Origin of the sequence: Micromonospora rosaria, assembly GCF_001567585.1 — a bacterium.
Lineage (GTDB): Bacteria > Actinomycetota > Actinomycetes > Mycobacteriales > Micromonosporaceae > Micromonospora > Micromonospora rosaria.
On the sequence record NZ_LRQV01000142.1, the window covers coordinates 1 to 17,715 of the forward strand.

Consider the following 17,715-nt stretch of genomic DNA (forward strand, 5'->3'; position numbering starts at 1 on the left):
CATCCCTGAGCAGGCTCTCGCCTGCTAACCAACCCTCCGCGTTATCGGGGGAACCTCAGCTTGCGGAACGTCACGTAGAACTTGTTGAACTGTCCGGCGGTTCCCTCGCCGAGCAGCTGGCCGACCCGATCGGCCGTCACCCTGATTTCCGCCAGGTCTTCCTGGTTCATTCCCATGACCTCATCGACGTAGGACATACACAACTTGACCAGCTCAGACGTTCCAGCGGGCAGGCGGCCAACGCACGCTGCCCGCCCCAACCAGGCACCTGCGGTACTCACGATCCGACCCGGCTCCCGGAACGCGTTGCGTGACACATTCACCACTCCGGGGCGGTTTCGGCCCTTGTGTGCCCGAAGTAAGATGGTGAAGCCGGCCCTCGTGACGGGAGCCTGACTGGTTCGGCGCAACCACTCCGCCAGCGGCTGGTCCATCACGTGGACGTCAAGCGCCGGACCCCGGTTGTTGTTGCTGTACACCAGCAGTTCCACTCCGGCGTTCAGCTCGTCGTGGTATCCACGCAGCGCCCGCAGGGCGAGGACCTCGTGGGACGGCGGTTGGCGGGGTAGTCCTCGCCCGACGAGGATCTCTCGTCTGTTGCGGTCCACCTGCTCGGCAACAGTCCAGCTCAGGAACGCCTCGTCCCAACTGTGCAGCACCACCGCCGGGCCGCCAGTCAACTGGCTGCCGTAGGGCAAGGCATGGAAGCAGCACAGGCAGGGCCAGCACAGCGCCATTCCGTGATGGTGCCGGGGTGTGCTGTTGCGATAGAGGTCGCTCTCTGCAAGCGGCACATCCATCTTGCCGTAGAAGCCGGCGGCCGGTCGGCCGCACAGCGTGCACGGGACGTGCGGATTCTGCTCTTGCTTCGGACGTCCCCGCCACCTCCGAACCGCGTCCGCGACCACGCGCTGCGGTTTCTTCCCGTTGCTCGGGTGGTTCATTGGAGAGTTCGGGAACAGCGACAGGCTGCACTTGAGCCAGAAGCCCGCCGGTGTCTTGGTGTCGGGGCCAGTCGCCGCGTCGACCACATGGTCAGTCATCCAGTCCGCCACCGCAACGAGGCGTTCCCCCGACACGGCTGCCGGCGACTGCACGTCAGCCAACGCCGCCAGGGCGAACGCGCCGATCCGTTGCAGCGGGTGAGCGGTGAGTTCGACGCTGTCCACCGGGCCGGCGATGGGCGGCTGGTCCACCACGGCGCCGGTCACGCCTCCACCCATCCGAAGCCAGCCGAGTTGGCCTGGCCGAGGCCCCAGCTCCAGATGGCCTGCAACGCCTCGGGATCACCGCTCAGCTCCACCCCGATCGGGGCGCCTGGCTTCGCTCCCCCGCCCACGGCGAACGACCGCTTCGCCCCGACCCAGGTGATGGCATTCAGCGTCACCGTGCCCGGCAAGCCCAGCGTCTCCAGCTTTCGGTTCAGGTTCCCCTGCACGTAGCTCGGGAACTCGGGGTCGGTGGGCAGTAACCACACCCCCTTGCCCGCATCCGCTCGCGACCCGCTGTCAGCCTCCGGGCTGACCAGCTCACTCACCGCAGCACCCCGCTGTGCCGACTCAACTGTGGGTGCCACACCCCCGCGTTTCATGACCACCGGTGTGGCCGTCCGCAGTCGTGCCCGGCCGTTGACGTAGTCCGGGGGCGACACCACCTCGACATCGGCGATCCGCATCGCCACCCCACCCCAGTCGAGCATCTCTCGGTGCCGAATCGCCCCTGCCCATGCCTCGACGACCTCCGGAACCGGGCTGCCGAACTCCACCATCCCGCGGCCGCCGGCCGCGTACCGTCCCCGCTGCCGCGGCGCCTTGGGGAACAACGGAGCGCTGTGACCGATCGGAACCATTCCGTGGGTTCCTGCACCCTGCTCGTGAAGTCGCTGCCCGAGCGCGGGGTGCGCCGCCGCAAGGAGCTGATACGCGATCCCCCGCCCTGGTACCAGCACCGCCGGCCAGGGAATCTCTGATGCCCGCGTCACCACGTGAACCCGCAACCGCACCGTTGCCTCCTCACCCTCTCACCCTGAGAACCGGACATTCCGGGCCGCTGCACCGGCCCCGTGGCCGCCCCCGTCGACCGCCGGCACCCGCCGGGCTGTGACAGGGTCCGTCATTTCACCCAGCCGAAGCCCTGGATGTTGCCCACTCCCAGACCCCACTCGCGCAGCGCACCGATCAGACGAGCGTCGGCGTGCAGCCGAATGGTGGCCGTCGCCCCGATCCGGATACCGCCGGAGACGTCGAACCGTCGCCGTGACCCGGCCGCCAACACCTCGACCTCGGCGTCGCCAGGAAGGCCGAGAAGGTCGGCCTTGTGACGGATGTTCGCCGCCAGGCCGGCGACGAACCCGTCCTCCTCGGGCAGCAGGTAGCGGTCGTCGTTGACCTTGACCAGCACCGGTGTACGGGTTTCCAGCACCGCCGGGGATTCCGGGCTGGTGAGGGGCTCCAGCTGGGCGCCCTTGACGGCCAGGGTGACCGGCCCCCACTGCAGTTCGCGGCGGCTAGTCACACCGGCCAGCAGTGACGCGGCCAACGCGGGCACCGGCGAGCCGAACCAGATCCGGCCGTTCGGCGACATCATGTACGCGCTGCGCTTCTTCGGCGCGCCGGAGAAGACCGGGGGTGAGATGCCCACCGGGCGCAGGGCGCTCCCCGCCCAGCCTGTGTCGTGCAGCTGCGTGGCCAGGGCTGGTGCCTGGTCGCCGATCACGCTGTACACGACGGCGTGGGCCACGCCGTGGACGTATCTCCAGGGCAGTTGACCGGCGGGTCCCGCCACGTCCACGTAGAACCTCATGTCCTGGTCTCCGTTTTGTCGTCAGCACCCGTTGAGAAAACGAGCAGTGTTCGCGATGGACACGCCCGCGTGGTGCCTGAGTTCTGAATCTGTCCGATAGGGAGTGACGTGCGCCAACCTGCCGGGTCAGCGACGGGTGCGGTTGTCCTTGCCGCCCGGGTCCTGCCGGCCGGCCGCGCGCTGGTTCGTGCCGTTCCCGTTGCCCGCACCGGCACCGGGTCTGGGCTGTGGGCGTCGTTCCTGGCCTGAGGCGGGTCGCGGGGGCGGTACCCGGCGTTCCGGGGATGCACCCGCGCCTCGGCTGCCCTGCGGTCGTTCGTCACGGCCGCTGCCGAGGTACGGCAGCCGTTGGTCGCTGTCGCGGACGTGCGGCAGCGGCCAGCCCTCGACGGTCTCGCCACCTGCCACACGGTCGTTGGCGACGAACCACTGGTAGTTCTCCGCCTGCGGCTGCGGGGTCATCCGTGGGTAGTGCACCGGTTCGGTGACGGGTTTGACGGCTTCCAGGTACGACTCGGTGGCCTCGCGCAGCACCTCGTTACCCCGGGCGGTGGCGTCGAAGCGGTCCGCGAGCTCGGTGAGCCGGTGCGCGCCGACCGGGTCGGGGCGGGTCAGACCCCGCCAGCCGGCGCGGACCCCGGCCGCGTCCCACAGCCTGGTGCGTTCCGGGTCGAGCCGGGCGGTGACGACGCCGAACCCGTACGGCTTGCCGGCGCCGAGCCGCAGCGGAGCGTCCTTACCCCGGGTGAGAAGCCACAGCAGCGCGCCGAGTTCGGCGTCCGGCACCCCGTCGAGAAACAGGTCGGCCTGGAACGTCACCTCGGGTCGGACCCAGCCATGGTGACAGACCAGCTGCGTGGCGTGTTGGTAGTGGTCCTCCAGTGCGAGGTATCCCGGGGCCTGGCTGTCCTTGTCCTGGCTCTTGGTCGGCTCCCAGTGATCGGGGGCTTCCTCACGCCAGCGGTACATCTTCCGGCCGCGCAGCCCACCACCGGTGGTATAGCCGTCGGCTTTCGCCGCTTTCCGGCGCACGGGCATCCCGACGCTCGGGTCGGGGGATGCGTAGAAGCGGAACTGGGTGGGTTTGGGGCTGCTCAGCGGGGCGAGGGTGACCCCGTCGGATGGGAAGGACGAGGGCCGCCAGTCCTCAGTGGTGCAGGTGATCGACCGGACCCGCAGGCGGCCCCGGTAGCCCGAGGCGCCGTCGTTGGTGTCGGTCCCGTCGTCTGCCCGCCCCGGAGGCACCCAGCCGAACAGCCGGTCGGCCGGGGACAGCTCGTCGCGGTGGCGCGCCGGGCGCAGGCTCTCGTGCAGCAGGTCCCCCGGCGCGGCGTCGAACGGCAGCCGACCGATCATGACCGGGTGGACCTCGGTGACCTCGTTGCGCTGCTCGTCGTACTTGACGTAGACGAGCGTGCCGGGCGGCAGTGTCCGCAGCTCCGGGTTACTGGGAACGTGCATGGACCGGACGACTCCGCCCCGCGCCGTCGAGGTGCCGCGAGAGTACGTGGCGTTGGGGTCGTTGTATCCCTGGGCCACGTCGTAGGCCCGCAGCACCGACTGCCAGTAGCTCACATGCTCGGCGGCGAGGGGGACTTCCACGCCGTCGGTCTCCACGAACAGCCGTTCGTCGTGCTTTCTTCCGATCGAGTACCCGGTGGCGGACAGCCAACCCCGGACGAATCTGGGCGCGACCCCGGTCACGGGGGTCAACGTGTGTGCGGAGTTCCGGCCAGCCGCCGGGTCGGGTGGGAGTGAGCCCGTGATCTCGGCGGCGGTACGGGCCAGGTGGGTGGCACGCCACACCTGGAACTGGGTCTTGCCCTTGCGGTACTGGTGCAGGACGAGACGGGCGTGGACCGGGCTGCCGTGATGCTGGGTCAGCGGCCCTCGGGCCAGATCGCCGAGGCGGCGAACGGGGCTCACTTTGTATGTCGGTACCCAGGCGGCGTACTGCACCTCGTTGCCCCGCGTGCTGGACTGCGTCCAGTCGGCGTCCCCGCGGCACAGCCGGAAAGCCGCGGTGCCGTCCTCACGGAGATACACCCGGGCCGGGGTCAGGTTCAGCGCGGCACCGGCATTGACGCGGTAGGCGAGCCGTTCGTGGTGTTCGAAGAAGATCCCGTACCGGCTGGCTGTGATCGTCTCGTAGGCGCTGCGCAGCGCGCCCTTGAGCGACGCGCCGTGGATCAGCGGTCGGCCGTGCGGGTCGACCCGCACGTCGAAGGTCCGCACGCCGTCCTGCGACGGCGTCGCGGCGGGCACGGGCAGCAGGAGCGGGGTGACGGTGGTCAGGGTCAGCGACAGCGTTCCGCTCCACTGCCCGTCCGCGTGGTGGGCGTGGCTCGGTGGTGGGGCGTCGTCCAGGTCGGTGCCGGCCAGGCGGGTGCCGTGCTGGTCGCTGCGGGGCAGGGTCGGCACGAACGTGTACGGGTTGACGAACCCGCCGGCCTTCGCGAGAAGTGCCGTCCGGTCACGGTCCTTAGTGACTGTGGCCAGCGGGGCGACCCCTGCCAGCCGGGCGGTCCGCTTCCCGTCTGCCAGGTTGAAGGTGACCACCACCGTGACGGTGTCACCGTCGGCCATGGTGGCCACGTGCTCGGCGAGGGCGTCGTCCCACGCGGACCGGTCGAGGCGCTTCGGCTTCTTGTCCTTGGCCCGATCGCTGCTGAGGATCACCCCCTCCAGAACCTCACCCGTTTTGGTCAGCTCCGCCGGGACGATCTTCTCGAGCTTGTTCACGGGCCCGCTCACGTCGCCGTTCCTTCCTGGCCGGTCATGGTGACGGCGACGGCACGCACCGCCTCCTTGTTGGTCGATCGCAGCGCGACCATGCGGGTGTCGGCGACGTCGAGGTTGCCGTGTTCGTCCTCGACGAGGTACTCGACGGTCTCGATGGTGAGCACGTCGCCGCCGGTGAACGTCACCGGCAGGTGGGCGGCGGCGTACCGCTGGCTGCCCAGCGTCGACCAGCCGGCCATGTCGTGGGCAGCGGGGGTGCCGGCGAGCAGCCGGGCATGGGTGTCGCCGCGTCGGGGCGGCGGATCGGCGGTGACCTCAGACCCGTCCGGGAGGCTGGCCGGGTCCTCGCCGAGGGCGACCGCCGGGCCGCGCCCGTCCGGGGTGCGCAGCCAGCGCAGTTCCCGCGCGCCGTCGAAGAGCACCATCTCGTACGCCCCGGTGAGCACGTCCCCGGCCGTTCCGGCGGCCACCTCGATGGCCCCGGTCGGGTCGATCCGCAGCCAGGTGGCGGCTCGGGCCGACAGGGTGTAGCCGATCACCTGTCGTCCCGGTGGGGTGCCGGGGGTGAACCAGGCGACCGCGTCGGCCGCGGTGAGGTTCTCGGCGGCCCGCACGGCGTGCAGTGCCGCGTCCTGGTGGCCGATATTCACGCTGGCACCTCCTGGAACGCGGTAGCCCAGGTGGTCATGCTGTCGATGACCTCCGGGGGCGGGTCGGTGAGGATGCTGTCGAGGGTGCGTCCGGCCAGCGACTGCCAGGGTCCGCTCAGTCCGTCGCCGGTGAACGTCACGCCAGTGACCTCGATCTGGCCCCGTCCGCGGGTGCCGCCGTAGCCGAGGCTCAGCCACCCGTCGCGCAGATCCCGCAGGACGAGCAGCAGCAGCGGCAGCGCCAACGGGCCCGAGGTCGCGCCGGTGGGCGCACGGTGGCCGTCCAGGCGGGTGGTGTCGACCTCGATGCGGATCGGTTCCCACGCCACCGTGGTGTCGGGGTCGAGGACGCTAAAGAGCCGGTGGTCACCGGCACCGCCGGTCCACCGGTCGATGGCGACGTGGTCGCTGACCCCGAGCGCGATGTTGCCGCTGATGTCGCCCAGCCCTTCGCGCAGGGCGGTGCGGGCTTGGTCGCGGGCGCTGTTGCGTTGCTCGCGGTCCTTCCGTTCCACACCCGAGGCGTCGACCGACTCAGGGCTGGTGGTGACGATGCCGTTCCACTGGGGTGCGCTGACCTGTCCGGCGCTGTGGCAGTCGGCAACCGTCACGACTCCCCGCCACCCCCTACCGGCAGGCTCCCCGATACCTTCACCGTCCGGGACCGCCTGCTCCGGGTCGGTGCGACGCCTGGGGGGTGCGGACCCGAACAGCACGTCGACACCGGGCGGTGGATGGATCAACGTGTCGAGGAAGCCGACCGGGGCGTCGCCGCCCTGCAGCGTGCGGACGATCCGTTCGGCGTGCGCGCGGACCACGCCACGGATCGACGAGCCGGGCAGCAGCAGCCGGACCGTTCCGTCGGCGGCGGTGTCGGTCAACGGCAGGGTGTCGACGACGGTGCCGGGCATCGAGTCGCGCACCAGCAGCGGGGTGACCGGCCGCCAGGTGACGGTGACCTGGAGCCGGCCGTCCGCTGGCGCGGTGTCCTCGCTGGGCGGGCGTGGGGTGGCCGGGACCGCGCCGGTGAGCCAGGCGACCAGGCCGGCCGGGTCGGACAGGTCGGCGCTGCGCACGGTGACGTCGCGCAGCTGCACCTGCCCGAAGCCACGGCCCCGGCCAGCGCCGATGGGGACCCGGCCGTGGGCCAGACCGTCGGCCACGGCTTCGACGGCGTCGCGCACCAGCCCCGACCAACCGCCGGGGTAGTCCGGGGCGGCGGCGGTGGTCGGGGTGTCGGCGACCAGGCGCAGCGCGAACCGGGTCCCGGCCGGCAGAACCTGCCGGGTGTAGAGGTAGGTCGCGGCGGCGCTGGCCGAGCGTCGGTCGATGCCGACCCCGTCGCGTACCGTCAGCGGGACGTCCTCGCCGATCAGGTGCGCGTCATCGACGCGGAGCCAGGACGGCGACCCGCCTCGACCGGTCGAGTCGATGTGTCCGAACAGGGCGTTCATCAGCGTGGCTGCGCGGTTACCTCGGAATCCGGTGACGCCGGTGAGGTAGGCCCGGAGGGCGCCGGCGATCGAGGTGCCGGGCAGGCACGGCCGGCCGGTGCCGTCGCGGGCGATGGTCAGGTTGGCCTCGGCGGTGGTGTCCCAGCCGCCGACGTGGACCGGGCCGAGGCAGGTGAGGACGCCGATGACCTCGATCCGGGTACCGATCGACTGGCCCATCAGTGTTGCTCCTTCGCCGTCGTGGCCGGTGAGGTGGAGGTGTCCCGGTCCGGGATGCCACCGGTGGTGGCGCTGCGCTGCCGGGCGAGGCGTCGCAGCATGTCGGTGACCGCCGTCGTCACTGCCTCGGTGTGCAGCCGGTGCCGCACGTCGTCTTCCCGGCCAGCGGCGAGAACCAGGTCGCGTTGGGTGCCCGCCAGCTTGAGGCGTTCCCACACGCGGTTCGGGTCGTCGACCAGCAGCGCGGCGATCTCGTTGAGGACCGGCTCGGTCCATGCGTCGCGGCGGGCGGGGACCGCCCCGGTGCCTGCCAGCCAGTGGCGCACCATGGCCGACCCGTTGGGCACCGTGAGCCGCTCCAGTTGCCGGCGCAGCGCGCCGAGCTGGGCCCGGTTCCCGGCCAGCCGGTCGATTCCCGGAATCAGGTCGCCGGGGCTCAGGTGCGCGCTGGCCCGGCGGATGGCCCGCCGCCAGGCGTTGACCTCCAGGGGGTGCACCGGGCCACGGTGATTGGGGGCCGCGTCCCGGGCCCCGGCCTCCAGGTCATCGGATGGGTGATCCGGTGTACCGGAATCCGGGCACGAAGAGTCGCCGGGGAACGTCACGGCGGGTTGGTGGGGGGTCAGCTCCGGCGGGTTGAACCGGATCCGGCCGTAGCCCTCGACGGTGCGCTCCCCGATACCGTCGCGTTCCAGCTCGGCCAGCCGCTGCGGATCGACCGGGCCGGTCACGGTGAGGGTGACGACGCTTCCGGCCCGCAGCGCGACCTGACTCGGACGCGGGCGGCACCAGGCAACCCCGAACCCCTCCCGCCGGGTCGCCGCCACCACCGTGGCCTCCTCGACCACCACGCACGACACCACCGCCGTGGTGTCCCGACCCGGCTCGACTGCCGTCGGGGCCAACGCCGCGGACAGCGCCCGGGCCAGGGCCCGCGGCGACGGGTCCGGGGCCAGCCGCTCGTCGCGCAGCAGGACGTCGGAGACGCACCACACCCGCAGCGGACCCGTTTCCGGTCGCGGCGGCGGGGGCGCCGGGAGCACATCGAGCACCTCGACGACCTCGACCAGACCGAAGTCGTCCTTGCGGGAGCGGCCGAAGCGGAGGCGTTCCCCCTGGTTCAGCCGCAGCCGGACGTCGGCGGGCAGCACGACGTCAGCACACAGCAGCGTGTCCGGGGCGATACCCAGGTAGGTGTAGACGCCGCCGCTGGCGACGGTGGGGCGGCGGGCGTCGTCGTCGACGACGGCGTGGGTGGACACCGACTTGGCAGGGTCGAGGTACCGCCAGCGGTCGCCGGCCGGCACGATCCACCCGGACATGGGCTTGGCGCGGTCTTCTGATGCCCTGGTGCCGTGCACGGTGTTGTGCACCGTGCTTCCCCGGCCCTTGTCGCTTCGGTGCCACACCGCCGGTACCGGGCGGGCGGGGACCACCGACATCGGGTCGTGCGGTTCACTGTGGGCCGGCACGGCGTCGCTGACGCTCACCTCACCCAACCCCACCCGGCCAGGGCGGGTGCCGCCAGCGTGCGGGGCGCGCACGGCGCGTCCCAGCACCATGCCCAGCAGCGCGGTGCCGGGGATGGCGTCGCGGCTGGAGATGACGTTGCCCAGCACGTCCTGCTGGGCCACCACCGGTGTGATCACCTTCAGGACCAGCCGCACGGTGCGCCGCCGGTCGGGGTGCATCCGGGCGTACGGGTACACCACGACCGCCTCCGCCGGCGTGGGCGGGGCCGGCGGTGTGGGCGGCACCCCGGCGGCGAGCAGGTCGGCGAGGCGCGTATCGGTGACGGTGGGGTGGCCGGCGGCGTCGTCCAGGCGGGTGCCGGGCAGCAGGACGGCGACGCGCCCGCAGCCGCGGTTCCGTTTGCCGCCGACGGCTTCGACGAGCCGTGCGCCGGCTCGCAGCAGCAGCTCCGCCGGCTCCGGCAGCCGACCGGTGTCGGTGGCACCGGTCGAGCCTGCCGGGCCGGTCAGGGCGGTGCCGGCGATGCTGGCCTCGGCGTGCAGCCGCAGGGTGCGGATCGCCCGCTCCTCGACACGCAGCAGCCGGTCGGCTGCCGTGCCGGTCGCGTCGTCGATCCGCACGCCGGGCCGGAGCACGACGGCGGCCTGCGCGAGCGCCGGCCGGTTCCGTACCCCGGCCCGCAACCAGTCGGGTGCCCTCGCCGGGGTGACCGTCAGGGCCGCCGGCACCGGCGGCCGGCCGGCCCGCGCGGTCGGATCCCCGGTCCGGGCGGCTTGGGACCCGAACAGCCAGGTGACCCAATCCTGCCAGGCACCCGGCCGGTCCCCTGCCCGGTCGAACGTGTCGGCGACGGTCTCGCACGCGTCCCGCCACACTCCGACGAGGGTTTTGGCCGGCACGAACGGCAGGCCGTCGGCGTCGCGGCGGACCTCGGCGTCGACGGCGCCGAGCCGGCCCTGGCCGGTGCCGACATGCCAGTCGCTGAGGAACTCCAGGGTGATGTCGAACGTGACGGGCACACTCATCAGGCACCTCGGGCGAGGGCAGGTACGGCGTCCGGCGTGGGCAGGTCCGACGTGGGCAGTCGCAGACCGCGCAGGTGCAGCGCGTCGAACAGCCGCAGGAACGGGCCCGCCACGTCGGAGCCGGCCGGTCCGGCCTCGGATCCGCCGGCCGGGCCGTCCGCTGTCGCGGCCGTCGCCGGCTGGACGTCGAGCAGCTCGCGGGCCCGCCGCGGGTCGAAGGCGCGGGCCAGCAAGAGGTCCAGGTGGTGGCGGTACTCGGCCAGGCTGCGGTCGGCAGCATCGCGCAGGGCATGGGCCTGCGCGGCCGACAGCCACCCGTCGGGGCCGAGCCACCCGTCGACCTCGTCGAGCAGGTCGACGCCACGGTGCCGCAGCTCGCCGGGCAGGTCCCCGGCCCGGTCGAGCAGGTACGGGCCGGCATACCGGGCGACCGGACTGCCGTCGTCCCCACGCACGTACTGGCGTAGCTGGTCCAGGTCCCGCAGCGTCGAGGTGTGCGCCACGTGGATGTCGCACGCGGCCAACGTCCGGCCTTCCGGCGCAAACCGCTTGGCGGAGACGGTGAGCGCCTCGGCCAGGCCGTAGGCGGTGGCGAACGGGTGGTGCGACTTCACCACAGCGATCCCGGCGGAGGCGGTGAGCCCGGCGTGCCCGGTCGCGACGCGGGCGATCGCCGACAGCGTCGGCTGCGCGGCGGTACGCCGCGCGTACGCGGCGGCGAACGATCGCACGAACGGCACGGCCAGCGCCGCGTCGCAGGCCACCGTCACGTCGTCGCCTCCGACGACGATCGGCAGCAGCCGTCCGGTCAGGTTCTCGTCCGGCCGCTCGTCGATGAGCTCACCGACCGCGTCGCGTACCGCGTCCCAGGTCGCGTCGTCGAGTTGCGTCGCGACGGCGCGCTGGTACCGCGCGTGGGTCGCCACCGACACCCGGTCGGTCTTCTCGACGGCGGCGACGTGCGCGGCGAACGTGCGGAACAAGCCACCGACACCGTTGCCGTCGGCGTGCACGACCGCCACCCAGCCGCCGTGGCGCAGTTCGTCGAGGTGCGTCGGTATTACGGCGGCGAGGCGGTCACCGAGCCGGTCGCGTAGCCGTCGGCGGGCCCGGTTACGGGCCCCGGAGCGGGCCAGCATGCCGGCGGAGGCCGGCACGGCCGGCTCCCCGCTGCCGTAGACCTCCTCCCGGGCGGCGGGCTGGCCGCTGTCGCGGCACAGCCGGTGCCAGGGGAACACCCGGTCGCGCAGCACCAGGTCGGTGCGGGCGGCCCGGACCCTGCCGTGCAGCGCGTAGGTGTCGCGGCGGGCCTCCTCGTGCGCGCCGTCGTCGGTGGGGTCGAATCCAGGGCCCACTACCCCCGTCACGCGCAACCCGGGCGCCTCCGTCAGCGCCCGCCGGGTGACCGCCCGGATCACCGCTTGTCCGGCGGCGGCCGAGTCCACGAGCAGCAGGGCCTTACCCGAGGCGGTCATCACCACCGGGTCAGGTGACAGGGCGGCGTCAGTGACCGCGTCCCGCACCCATTCGGTGCCGACCTCGTGCACGAGCTGCGACGCTCCGACGACGTGTCGCAGACGGTTGCTGCCGAAGATGTACGCCTGGTTGCCGCCGGTCTCGATCAGAACCCAGTGCCTGCCGGCACCCGGTTCACGTCGTTCGGGTTCTCTGGTCATCGTCGGGTCTCGTCTCTCGGGGATTCGGGAAGAGGTCACTACGCCGGCCGTCATCCCCTCGGGGCGGTGGCGGCGGCACCGGACATGTCGATCAGGCGCACCCGCCACTCGCGCAGCGTGCCCGGATGGGTCTCACCATTGCCGGGGGCGTCGCCGGGCGCCGTGCCACGGGATTCGTCGTCGGCGAGGGCACGGTCGAGCAGCGCCACCGCAGCGGCGACGTCCGTCGTGTCCACCGCCACGTGCTGGGACGCGGCCACGGTCAGGGCCCGCGCCACCACTCGGGCGATCCGGCCGGTGGCGGGCTGCGGACTCTTCGCCCGTTTTAGGTCGGAGATGCTCGGGTCGGCCAGCACCGCATGGGCGTGCCGGACTGCGGTTTCCAGGGCGTGGGTCCGCGCCCGGCGCTCCCGGTCGGGGGTGGCCAGGGCCAGGTCGGTGGCGATCGTCGCGGCCAACTCGTGCCCGTCCCGCGCGGCGGCGGACTTCGCCGCGAACCCGGCCGGCTCACGACGAGCTACCTGGACGCGCACCGCGACGACCCGCTCCTGCACCGCCAGGGCCCGGCGCAGGTCCGTGCGCCGTCCGCTGCGGGCCAGCCAGGCGGCGTAGTGCTGCAGGTGGAACACCTGCGCGTCGCTGAGCGCGGCGACGCGGGCCGCCAGGTCACCCCGAGGGTCCAGACCGCGGGCCTCTAGGCTCGCCGACCACCACGACCCGACCGCGGCCGGGTCGACGGCCCGGTCCGCGTCCCGCAGCGCGACGACACCGATCTCCAACAGGTACGCGGCGGCGCCGGGATCCAGCCGCCCCGCCCGCCACGCCTGCACCACGGCATGCTGCGAATCCAGCAGCCGCCGGACCGACGCCGCCGGGCGGGTGCCGTCGGCGGCGCCAGGAGTCCCATCGGCCCGCCCGGCGCGCGGCGGATCCCACACCTCCAGATACGCGTCATACGCCCGCAGCTGCAGCGGCACCGGATCGTCGGCGGCGAGGACGTCGGCACACCCCCGGACGGCGCGGGCCACCAACGCGCGTGTCCGCGTCCGGAGTTCCGGCCAGTCCCGGAGCAGCTCGTCGCGGTACCGCAGGTAGTTCACGGCCACGTGGGCCACCAGGAGGTGGGCGCGGCGCTGCAGCAGCGGCAGGTCGGCCAGCACGTCGACGGTGGGCAGGGTCGGCAGCACCGGCGGGTGCTTTCGTTCGGGGCGGTGGGTGCCGCCGAGGGTGGCCGCCACGAACGGTGCCACCACGGCACCGACGCGCACCATGGCGTGGACCCGCCGTGACCCACCGCTGTCCTCGGTCAGCCACACCACGCCCCGGCCCGGTCGTCCTACCCCGACCAGTCGGTGGCACCACGCCGAGGCGATGTCGTCGAGCGTGTCCGGGGCCAGCAGGCCCGGTCCGGTGGCCGGGTCGTCGGCCAGCCCGACGGCCGGCAGGGTGGCATCGACCAGGTCGAAGGAGGTGGGTTGCCATCGGCTGGCCGACTCGTGCGGGTCGCTGGCGTCGTCCGGGTCGGACGGAGGGTGGATCTCGGAGGGGGCGCCGGCGGCGGTGACCGCGGCCCGGTCGACCTGCGTGCCCCAGCGGGCCGACAGCGACCGCTGCACCTGGCGGGCCTGGATGGCGGCGACCACCAGCGCCGGCTGCGCCCGGTAGACCTCGAGCACCAGACCCGCCCACACGGCCAGCCGCAACTCGGCGTCGCAGTCCGTGTGGGCCAGATACCGGCACACCTCCGCCACCGCCTCGGTCGGACCCTGCAGGAGCCGGTTCGCGCCGGCCAGCACCGCTGCGGCCTTGGTGTCGGGCCCGTACCGGTTCAGGGTCGCGTTCGTCAGCGCGCCGGGCAGGGTGCCCTGCTGCGGTGCCCACACCGCGCGGCCCGACCACGCCCATTCCGGAGGGTCGCCGCCGGTCGAGCGGGCCGGCGTGGACTCCAACCTGGACCGGTCCGCGCGGTCGGGGCTGGGTGCTCCCCGACCGACCTCCGCCAGGGAAAGCTCCGTGAAGTCACACACCCACGACCGGCGGAACGGGGGCAGCTCGCTACCCAGCCCGAACAGCGCCGCCACCTTGCGGGCCACCCGGACCTCCACGACGTCGGCGCGGCGGGCCTCTGCTGCCGGGATCTCGGCGGGGAACACATGCACGGGAGGCAGGCTACAGATCCATACCCCGCTAGTTCAACTACAAAAGTATCCGAGTCGCGGATCCTTGCGGCAAGCCCGCTCATCGCTCCCACCCGAACGGACGGGGTGGCCCAGCACAGCCGCACTCACCCACCGCCGGCAACCGCCGGCCGGGCAAGTGACCGACATCCGACAACCCTGCCGCCGGCATCCCGGACCGTGTCATGGGGATAGACGAGATCGTTGCGCTCCGGCAACGCCTCCGCCACCGCCCGGGCCACGATGAACAGCACTCCCGGCCGGCTCTCCGGCACCCCGACGACCACAGGCGACGCCGCCGTCCGCTTCAGCGGCACCACCAGCGGACCCACCCGCACCACCCCGTCGGCAATGTCCGGCCGCAACACCACCCGCGCCGGCGGACCCGACGGCGGCACCTCCACTGCCAGCTCACCACCCAGCAGACACACCACGTGCGGCGTCAGGTTGACCACCTCGACAGGCGGGCCAGCATCCAGGGACTGCATGCCCGCCAGCGTAGGCACGGAGACGACACACCGGGTAATCGTCCGTCGTAGTCGTGGTTCACAATGGTCCGCATGCGCCTGCTGGTACACGTCGTCGGAGAAGCGGACCTCCTCCTGCCTTCCTCCCCCACTGCCGCTCACGCCATCCGCGCCGCACGCATCCAGGCCCGGTGCCGACAGCTCACCACCGCCGCCGCCAGCCCCGAGGGAGCCACCGCCGTCCGGCAGCTGCTCAACAAGGGCGCCTGGGACGACGACTACCCCCACACGCCCGCGCCCAGCCCCCTGCTCGGCGCGCTGGCCGCCGTCGCCGCAACACCGGACCTCGACGTCGTGCTGATCGGCACCCGGCAACAGCCACCCCACCCCCTGGACACGATGCCGATCGCACAGACCCTCACCGACGCCCTCGTCTCCGCAACCAGCACCAACACCCCCGTCAGGGCCGCCACCGCGATAGCCGTCGACGACCTGGCCGAGGCACCGGTCGTCCACGCTCTCGCCCGACACCTCGACGACGCCCCCACCTACCAGCAGGCACTGGTGACCTGGGGCTCCGGCGCCACCGCACTGGCCATGGGCACGCTCACCGCCCTCTCCCAGGCCGGCCTCCCCTGGCGGCTGGTGCTCACCACCGGCCCCACGGCCTACGAGACCATCGACCCCCTGGAACAACTCGACACCGACCCCGTCGCCGGCGTCCTCGTTCGCTGGCGGATGTTCGCCGCCCTGTCCGACCTCACCCACACGGACCCACCCACCGTCCGGCTCACCGACGCCGGACGCGAACTGGTCCGCGAAGCCGTCGACCGCCACGACAAGGGCTTCGCCGCCCACGACACCGCATCCTTGCGGGCGGTACTCGCCGACGCCGTCGTCCGCCGAGACGGCACCGCCAGCCTCGCCGTCCGCCGCTACATCACCAGCCGGTACGAAGAACTCCTCGACCTCGACAAGATCAACCACCCGTGGGCCGAGGACCTGCTCCGCCGCTGCGAGGAACCCCGAGGCGGACCACCACTGGGAGCCAAACTCGCCCGAATCGCCCACCGCCACCACGACGACCCGATCATCTGCGCCTCGGCCGCCCTGCCCTCCTACCAATGGCTGTACGGGGCCGAGGTCAACTCGCTGCAGAACATCGGCAAGGGCAGCCACAACCTCCGTCCACCCGCTCCCTGCGACTCGAAGTTCATCGGCGACTACCTCTCCCGGTATCTGAACGACGGGAACGCCTGGCAGCAGGCCGGCCTACCCGAGCCCCCAGTCGCGCCAGCAGACACCGTGCTGGCGGTGTGGCTAGCCGGCGTCCCACCGCAGACCAGCACCACCGAATCGGTAGGGCAGCAACTGAGCCGTGGCCTACCCCCGGCAGTTGCCAACTTCCTGGGCGTGCAGGAAGCCCGACTCCGAGCGGTCATCTTCGGAGTCGACGACGGCCAGGGCAGCCGCGAGGTCGCCACCGCCGACGCCGAGCTGGTCACCGGCGTCACCCACCAGATCACCGGCGCGCCCCGAGGCGCAGCCTGGACCGAGTCGATCCACCTCGCCGATGTCGATCCACACGCCGTCGAGCAGGCCATCGAGACCCGGCTTACCCGTGAGACCGGGGCGCTGCTTCTCATCCCCACCGGCAACAAGCCGGTGATGCTCGCACTACTGCGTGCCATGCGCCTCATCGGAGCGCGGCACGGCATCCCCCTGTTCGTCCGCGAGAACGCGAAACCCTCCGCCGGGGAAACCTACACAGACGTCCACCTCTGGCCCGCCATCACCGGCGGTGACCTCCCGCTCCTCATCGCCGCCGAACGGGCTCTGCGCTCCCTGGAACTGGACGTCGCCTGGCGGCTGCTGGCCGCCTCAGCAATCGGCGAGGAACCCACCGACCGGGCCCGCCGCTTGGCCGACACCTTCGCCAGCCGGCAGCCCCCGCGATACCCTCGCCAGCCCAACACGACCCACGCGCCACCCCGCTCGACGACCGGGATGATCGTGCAGCGCCTGGAACTCGTCGAAAACGCCCTCGCCACCGCGACAGCGCCCGCCGACCGCATCCGCCTGCTGGTCGTCGCGGCCGACGCCATGGAAGCATCCGTCGCCGCCACTGAAACGGGACAAAACAAGGGCAGAGCCTACGCAAACTTCCGCAAAGACCTGAGGAAGAAAATCAAGGAGGAAGATCGACCCAAGGCGTGGCCCGCACTGATCCTCGACCTACTCAACGAGGCGCGTGATCGAGCCCCGATCACCCACGGCACCAAGACGACCGCAGACATCGTCGTTGTCGACGCAGCGGAAAACCGCGCGCGAAACCACGAGCTAAGTCCGGCCGACTCCGCTCGGCTGCCGCGTAGCTTGTCCGAGTTGCTGCGCGAAGCAGTTACCGCAGCCGCTACCCTCCGACTAGGGAAGCCCAACCAAAAGGGAAGCCTGCTTCGACTCCACGCCAAAATCCTGGAAGAGGTCAGAACTGCCATCAGCGAACGACGGGCAGCCAACGCCGCCGACAGGGCCGAAACGCGCCGCGCTGGTTCGACACTCACCCCACCGGATCAGACCTACCCGCAATGTCGACATGCCTCTTCGCCCGCCACGTACTGAGCAACTCTGCTTCAGCGCTCTGACCAGCACAGATGCACAACCGGCGGTCCGCTGCAAAATCCGCCCGATCCGAGGCGGAGAAAGCAGCTCTGACCTGCGACTTAAGGTTCGGGTCGCTCATCACCCCTGGAGGGATCGCAACCCCGGCGCGATCGACTCGGACTACGGGCCGGCGACGTCGTCGCTCATCACCCCTGGAGGGATCGCAACGCGGTGAGGCTGACCCTGGCTGCGCATCGGGACGGGCGGTCGCTCATCACCCCTGGAGGGATCGCAACCTCGACCAGCTGGCCGGCCCCTGGCCGCCGTGCCGGGGTCGCTCATCACCCTGGAGGGATCGCAACGATCTTCCGGACACCAGATCCGGGCCTTTGCGCCGTCGCTCATCACCCCTGGAGGGATCGCAAC

Annotated in this window: 11 protein-coding genes; 1 reads left to right on the forward strand and 10 read right to left on the reverse strand. The window is 72.0% G+C overall.

Features of this window, described 5'->3' with window-relative positions; genetic code table 11:
- Positions 1–41: 41 nt before the first annotated feature.
- From AWW66_RS26850 to AWW66_RS26895, 10 genes are all read right to left on the reverse strand, one after another.
- Positions 42–1,211, reverse strand: a complete 1,170-nt coding sequence (locus AWW66_RS26850; protein ID WP_245648504.1) for a hypothetical protein — start codon at positions 1,209–1,211, stop codon at positions 42–44.
- Complete coding sequence (locus AWW66_RS26855; protein WP_067371883.1) at positions 1,208–2,002, reverse strand: CRISPR-associated endoribonuclease Cas6; 795 nt, start codon at positions 2,000–2,002, stop codon at positions 1,208–1,210. The genes AWW66_RS26850 and AWW66_RS26855 overlap by 4 nt, the downstream gene beginning before the upstream one ends.
- Before the next feature lie 110 nt (positions 2,003–2,112).
- Positions 2,113–2,802 carry a CRISPR-associated endoribonuclease Cas6 gene (gene cas6 / locus AWW66_RS26860; RefSeq protein ID WP_067371885.1) on the reverse strand — a complete coding sequence of 230 codons (690 nt, stop codon included), beginning with the start codon at positions 2,800–2,802 and terminating at the stop codon, positions 2,113–2,115.
- Between the two features lie 126 nt (positions 2,803–2,928).
- On the reverse strand, positions 2,929–5,556 hold the full coding sequence (locus AWW66_RS26865) for a TIGR03986 family type III CRISPR-associated RAMP protein (RefSeq protein WP_067371887.1): 2,628 nt from the start codon (positions 5,554–5,556) through the stop codon (positions 2,929–2,931).
- Positions 5,553–6,194 carry a type III-D CRISPR-associated protein Csx19 gene (csx19, locus tag AWW66_RS26870; protein ID WP_067371890.1) on the reverse strand — a complete coding sequence of 214 codons (642 nt, stop codon included), beginning with the start codon at positions 6,192–6,194 and terminating at the stop codon, positions 5,553–5,555. Before csx19 ends, AWW66_RS26865 begins: the two co-directional genes overlap by 4 nt.
- A complete protein-coding gene (locus AWW66_RS26875) occupies positions 6,191–7,867 on the reverse strand; it encodes an RAMP superfamily CRISPR-associated protein (protein ID WP_067371892.1) in 1,677 nt (558 codons plus the stop codon). Before AWW66_RS26875 ends, csx19 begins: the two co-directional genes overlap by 4 nt.
- Positions 7,867–10,365, reverse strand: coding sequence for an RAMP superfamily CRISPR-associated protein (locus AWW66_RS26880; protein WP_067371895.1), 2,499 nt, complete (start codon positions 10,363–10,365; stop codon positions 7,867–7,869). Before AWW66_RS26880 ends, AWW66_RS26875 begins: the two co-directional genes overlap by 1 nt.
- Positions 10,365–12,041 (reverse strand): Cas10/Cmr2 second palm domain-containing protein, encoded by a 1,677-nt coding sequence (locus tag AWW66_RS26885; protein WP_067371898.1) that lies wholly within the window; start codon positions 12,039–12,041, stop codon positions 10,365–10,367. Before AWW66_RS26885 ends, AWW66_RS26880 begins: the two co-directional genes overlap by 1 nt.
- A gap of 50 nt (positions 12,042–12,091) precedes the next feature.
- Entirely contained in the window at positions 12,092–14,200 is a 2,109-nt protein-coding gene (locus AWW66_RS26890; RefSeq protein WP_067371901.1) for a hypothetical protein, read from the reverse strand.
- A gap of 125 nt (positions 14,201–14,325) precedes the next feature.
- On the reverse strand, positions 14,326–14,706 hold the full coding sequence (locus AWW66_RS26895; protein ID WP_067371904.1) for a hypothetical protein: 381 nt from the start codon (positions 14,704–14,706) through the stop codon (positions 14,326–14,328).
- Positions 14,707–14,778: 72 nt separating this feature from the next.
- Between AWW66_RS26895 and AWW66_RS26900 the strand changes: the two genes are divergently transcribed.
- A complete protein-coding gene (locus tag AWW66_RS26900) occupies positions 14,779–17,307 on the forward strand; it encodes a hypothetical protein (RefSeq protein WP_157527988.1) in 2,529 nt (842 codons plus the stop codon).
- Positions 17,308–17,715: the final 408 nt, after the last annotated feature.

Coding starts and splice junctions, on each gene's coding strand:
- cas6 (WP_067371885.1), bottom strand. CDS start 2,802: ATGAGGTTCTACGTGGACGTGGCGGGACCCGCCGGTCAACTGCCCTGG.
- AWW66_RS26875 (WP_067371892.1), bottom strand. CDS start 7,867: ATGGGCCAGTCGATCGGTACCCGGATCGAGGTCATCGGCGTCCTCACC.
- AWW66_RS26880 (WP_067371895.1), bottom strand. CDS start 10,365: ATGAGTGTGCCCGTCACGTTCGACATCACCCTGGAGTTCCTCAGCGAC.
- AWW66_RS26885 (WP_067371898.1), bottom strand. CDS start 12,041: ATGACCAGAGAACCCGAACGACGTGAACCGGGTGCCGGCAGGCACTGG.
- AWW66_RS26895 (WP_067371904.1), bottom strand. CDS start 14,706: ATGCAGTCCCTGGATGCTGGCCCGCCTGTCGAGGTGGTCAACCTGACG.
- AWW66_RS26900 (WP_157527988.1), top strand. CDS start 14,779: ATGCGCCTGCTGGTACACGTCGTCGGAGAAGCGGACCTCCTCCTGCCT.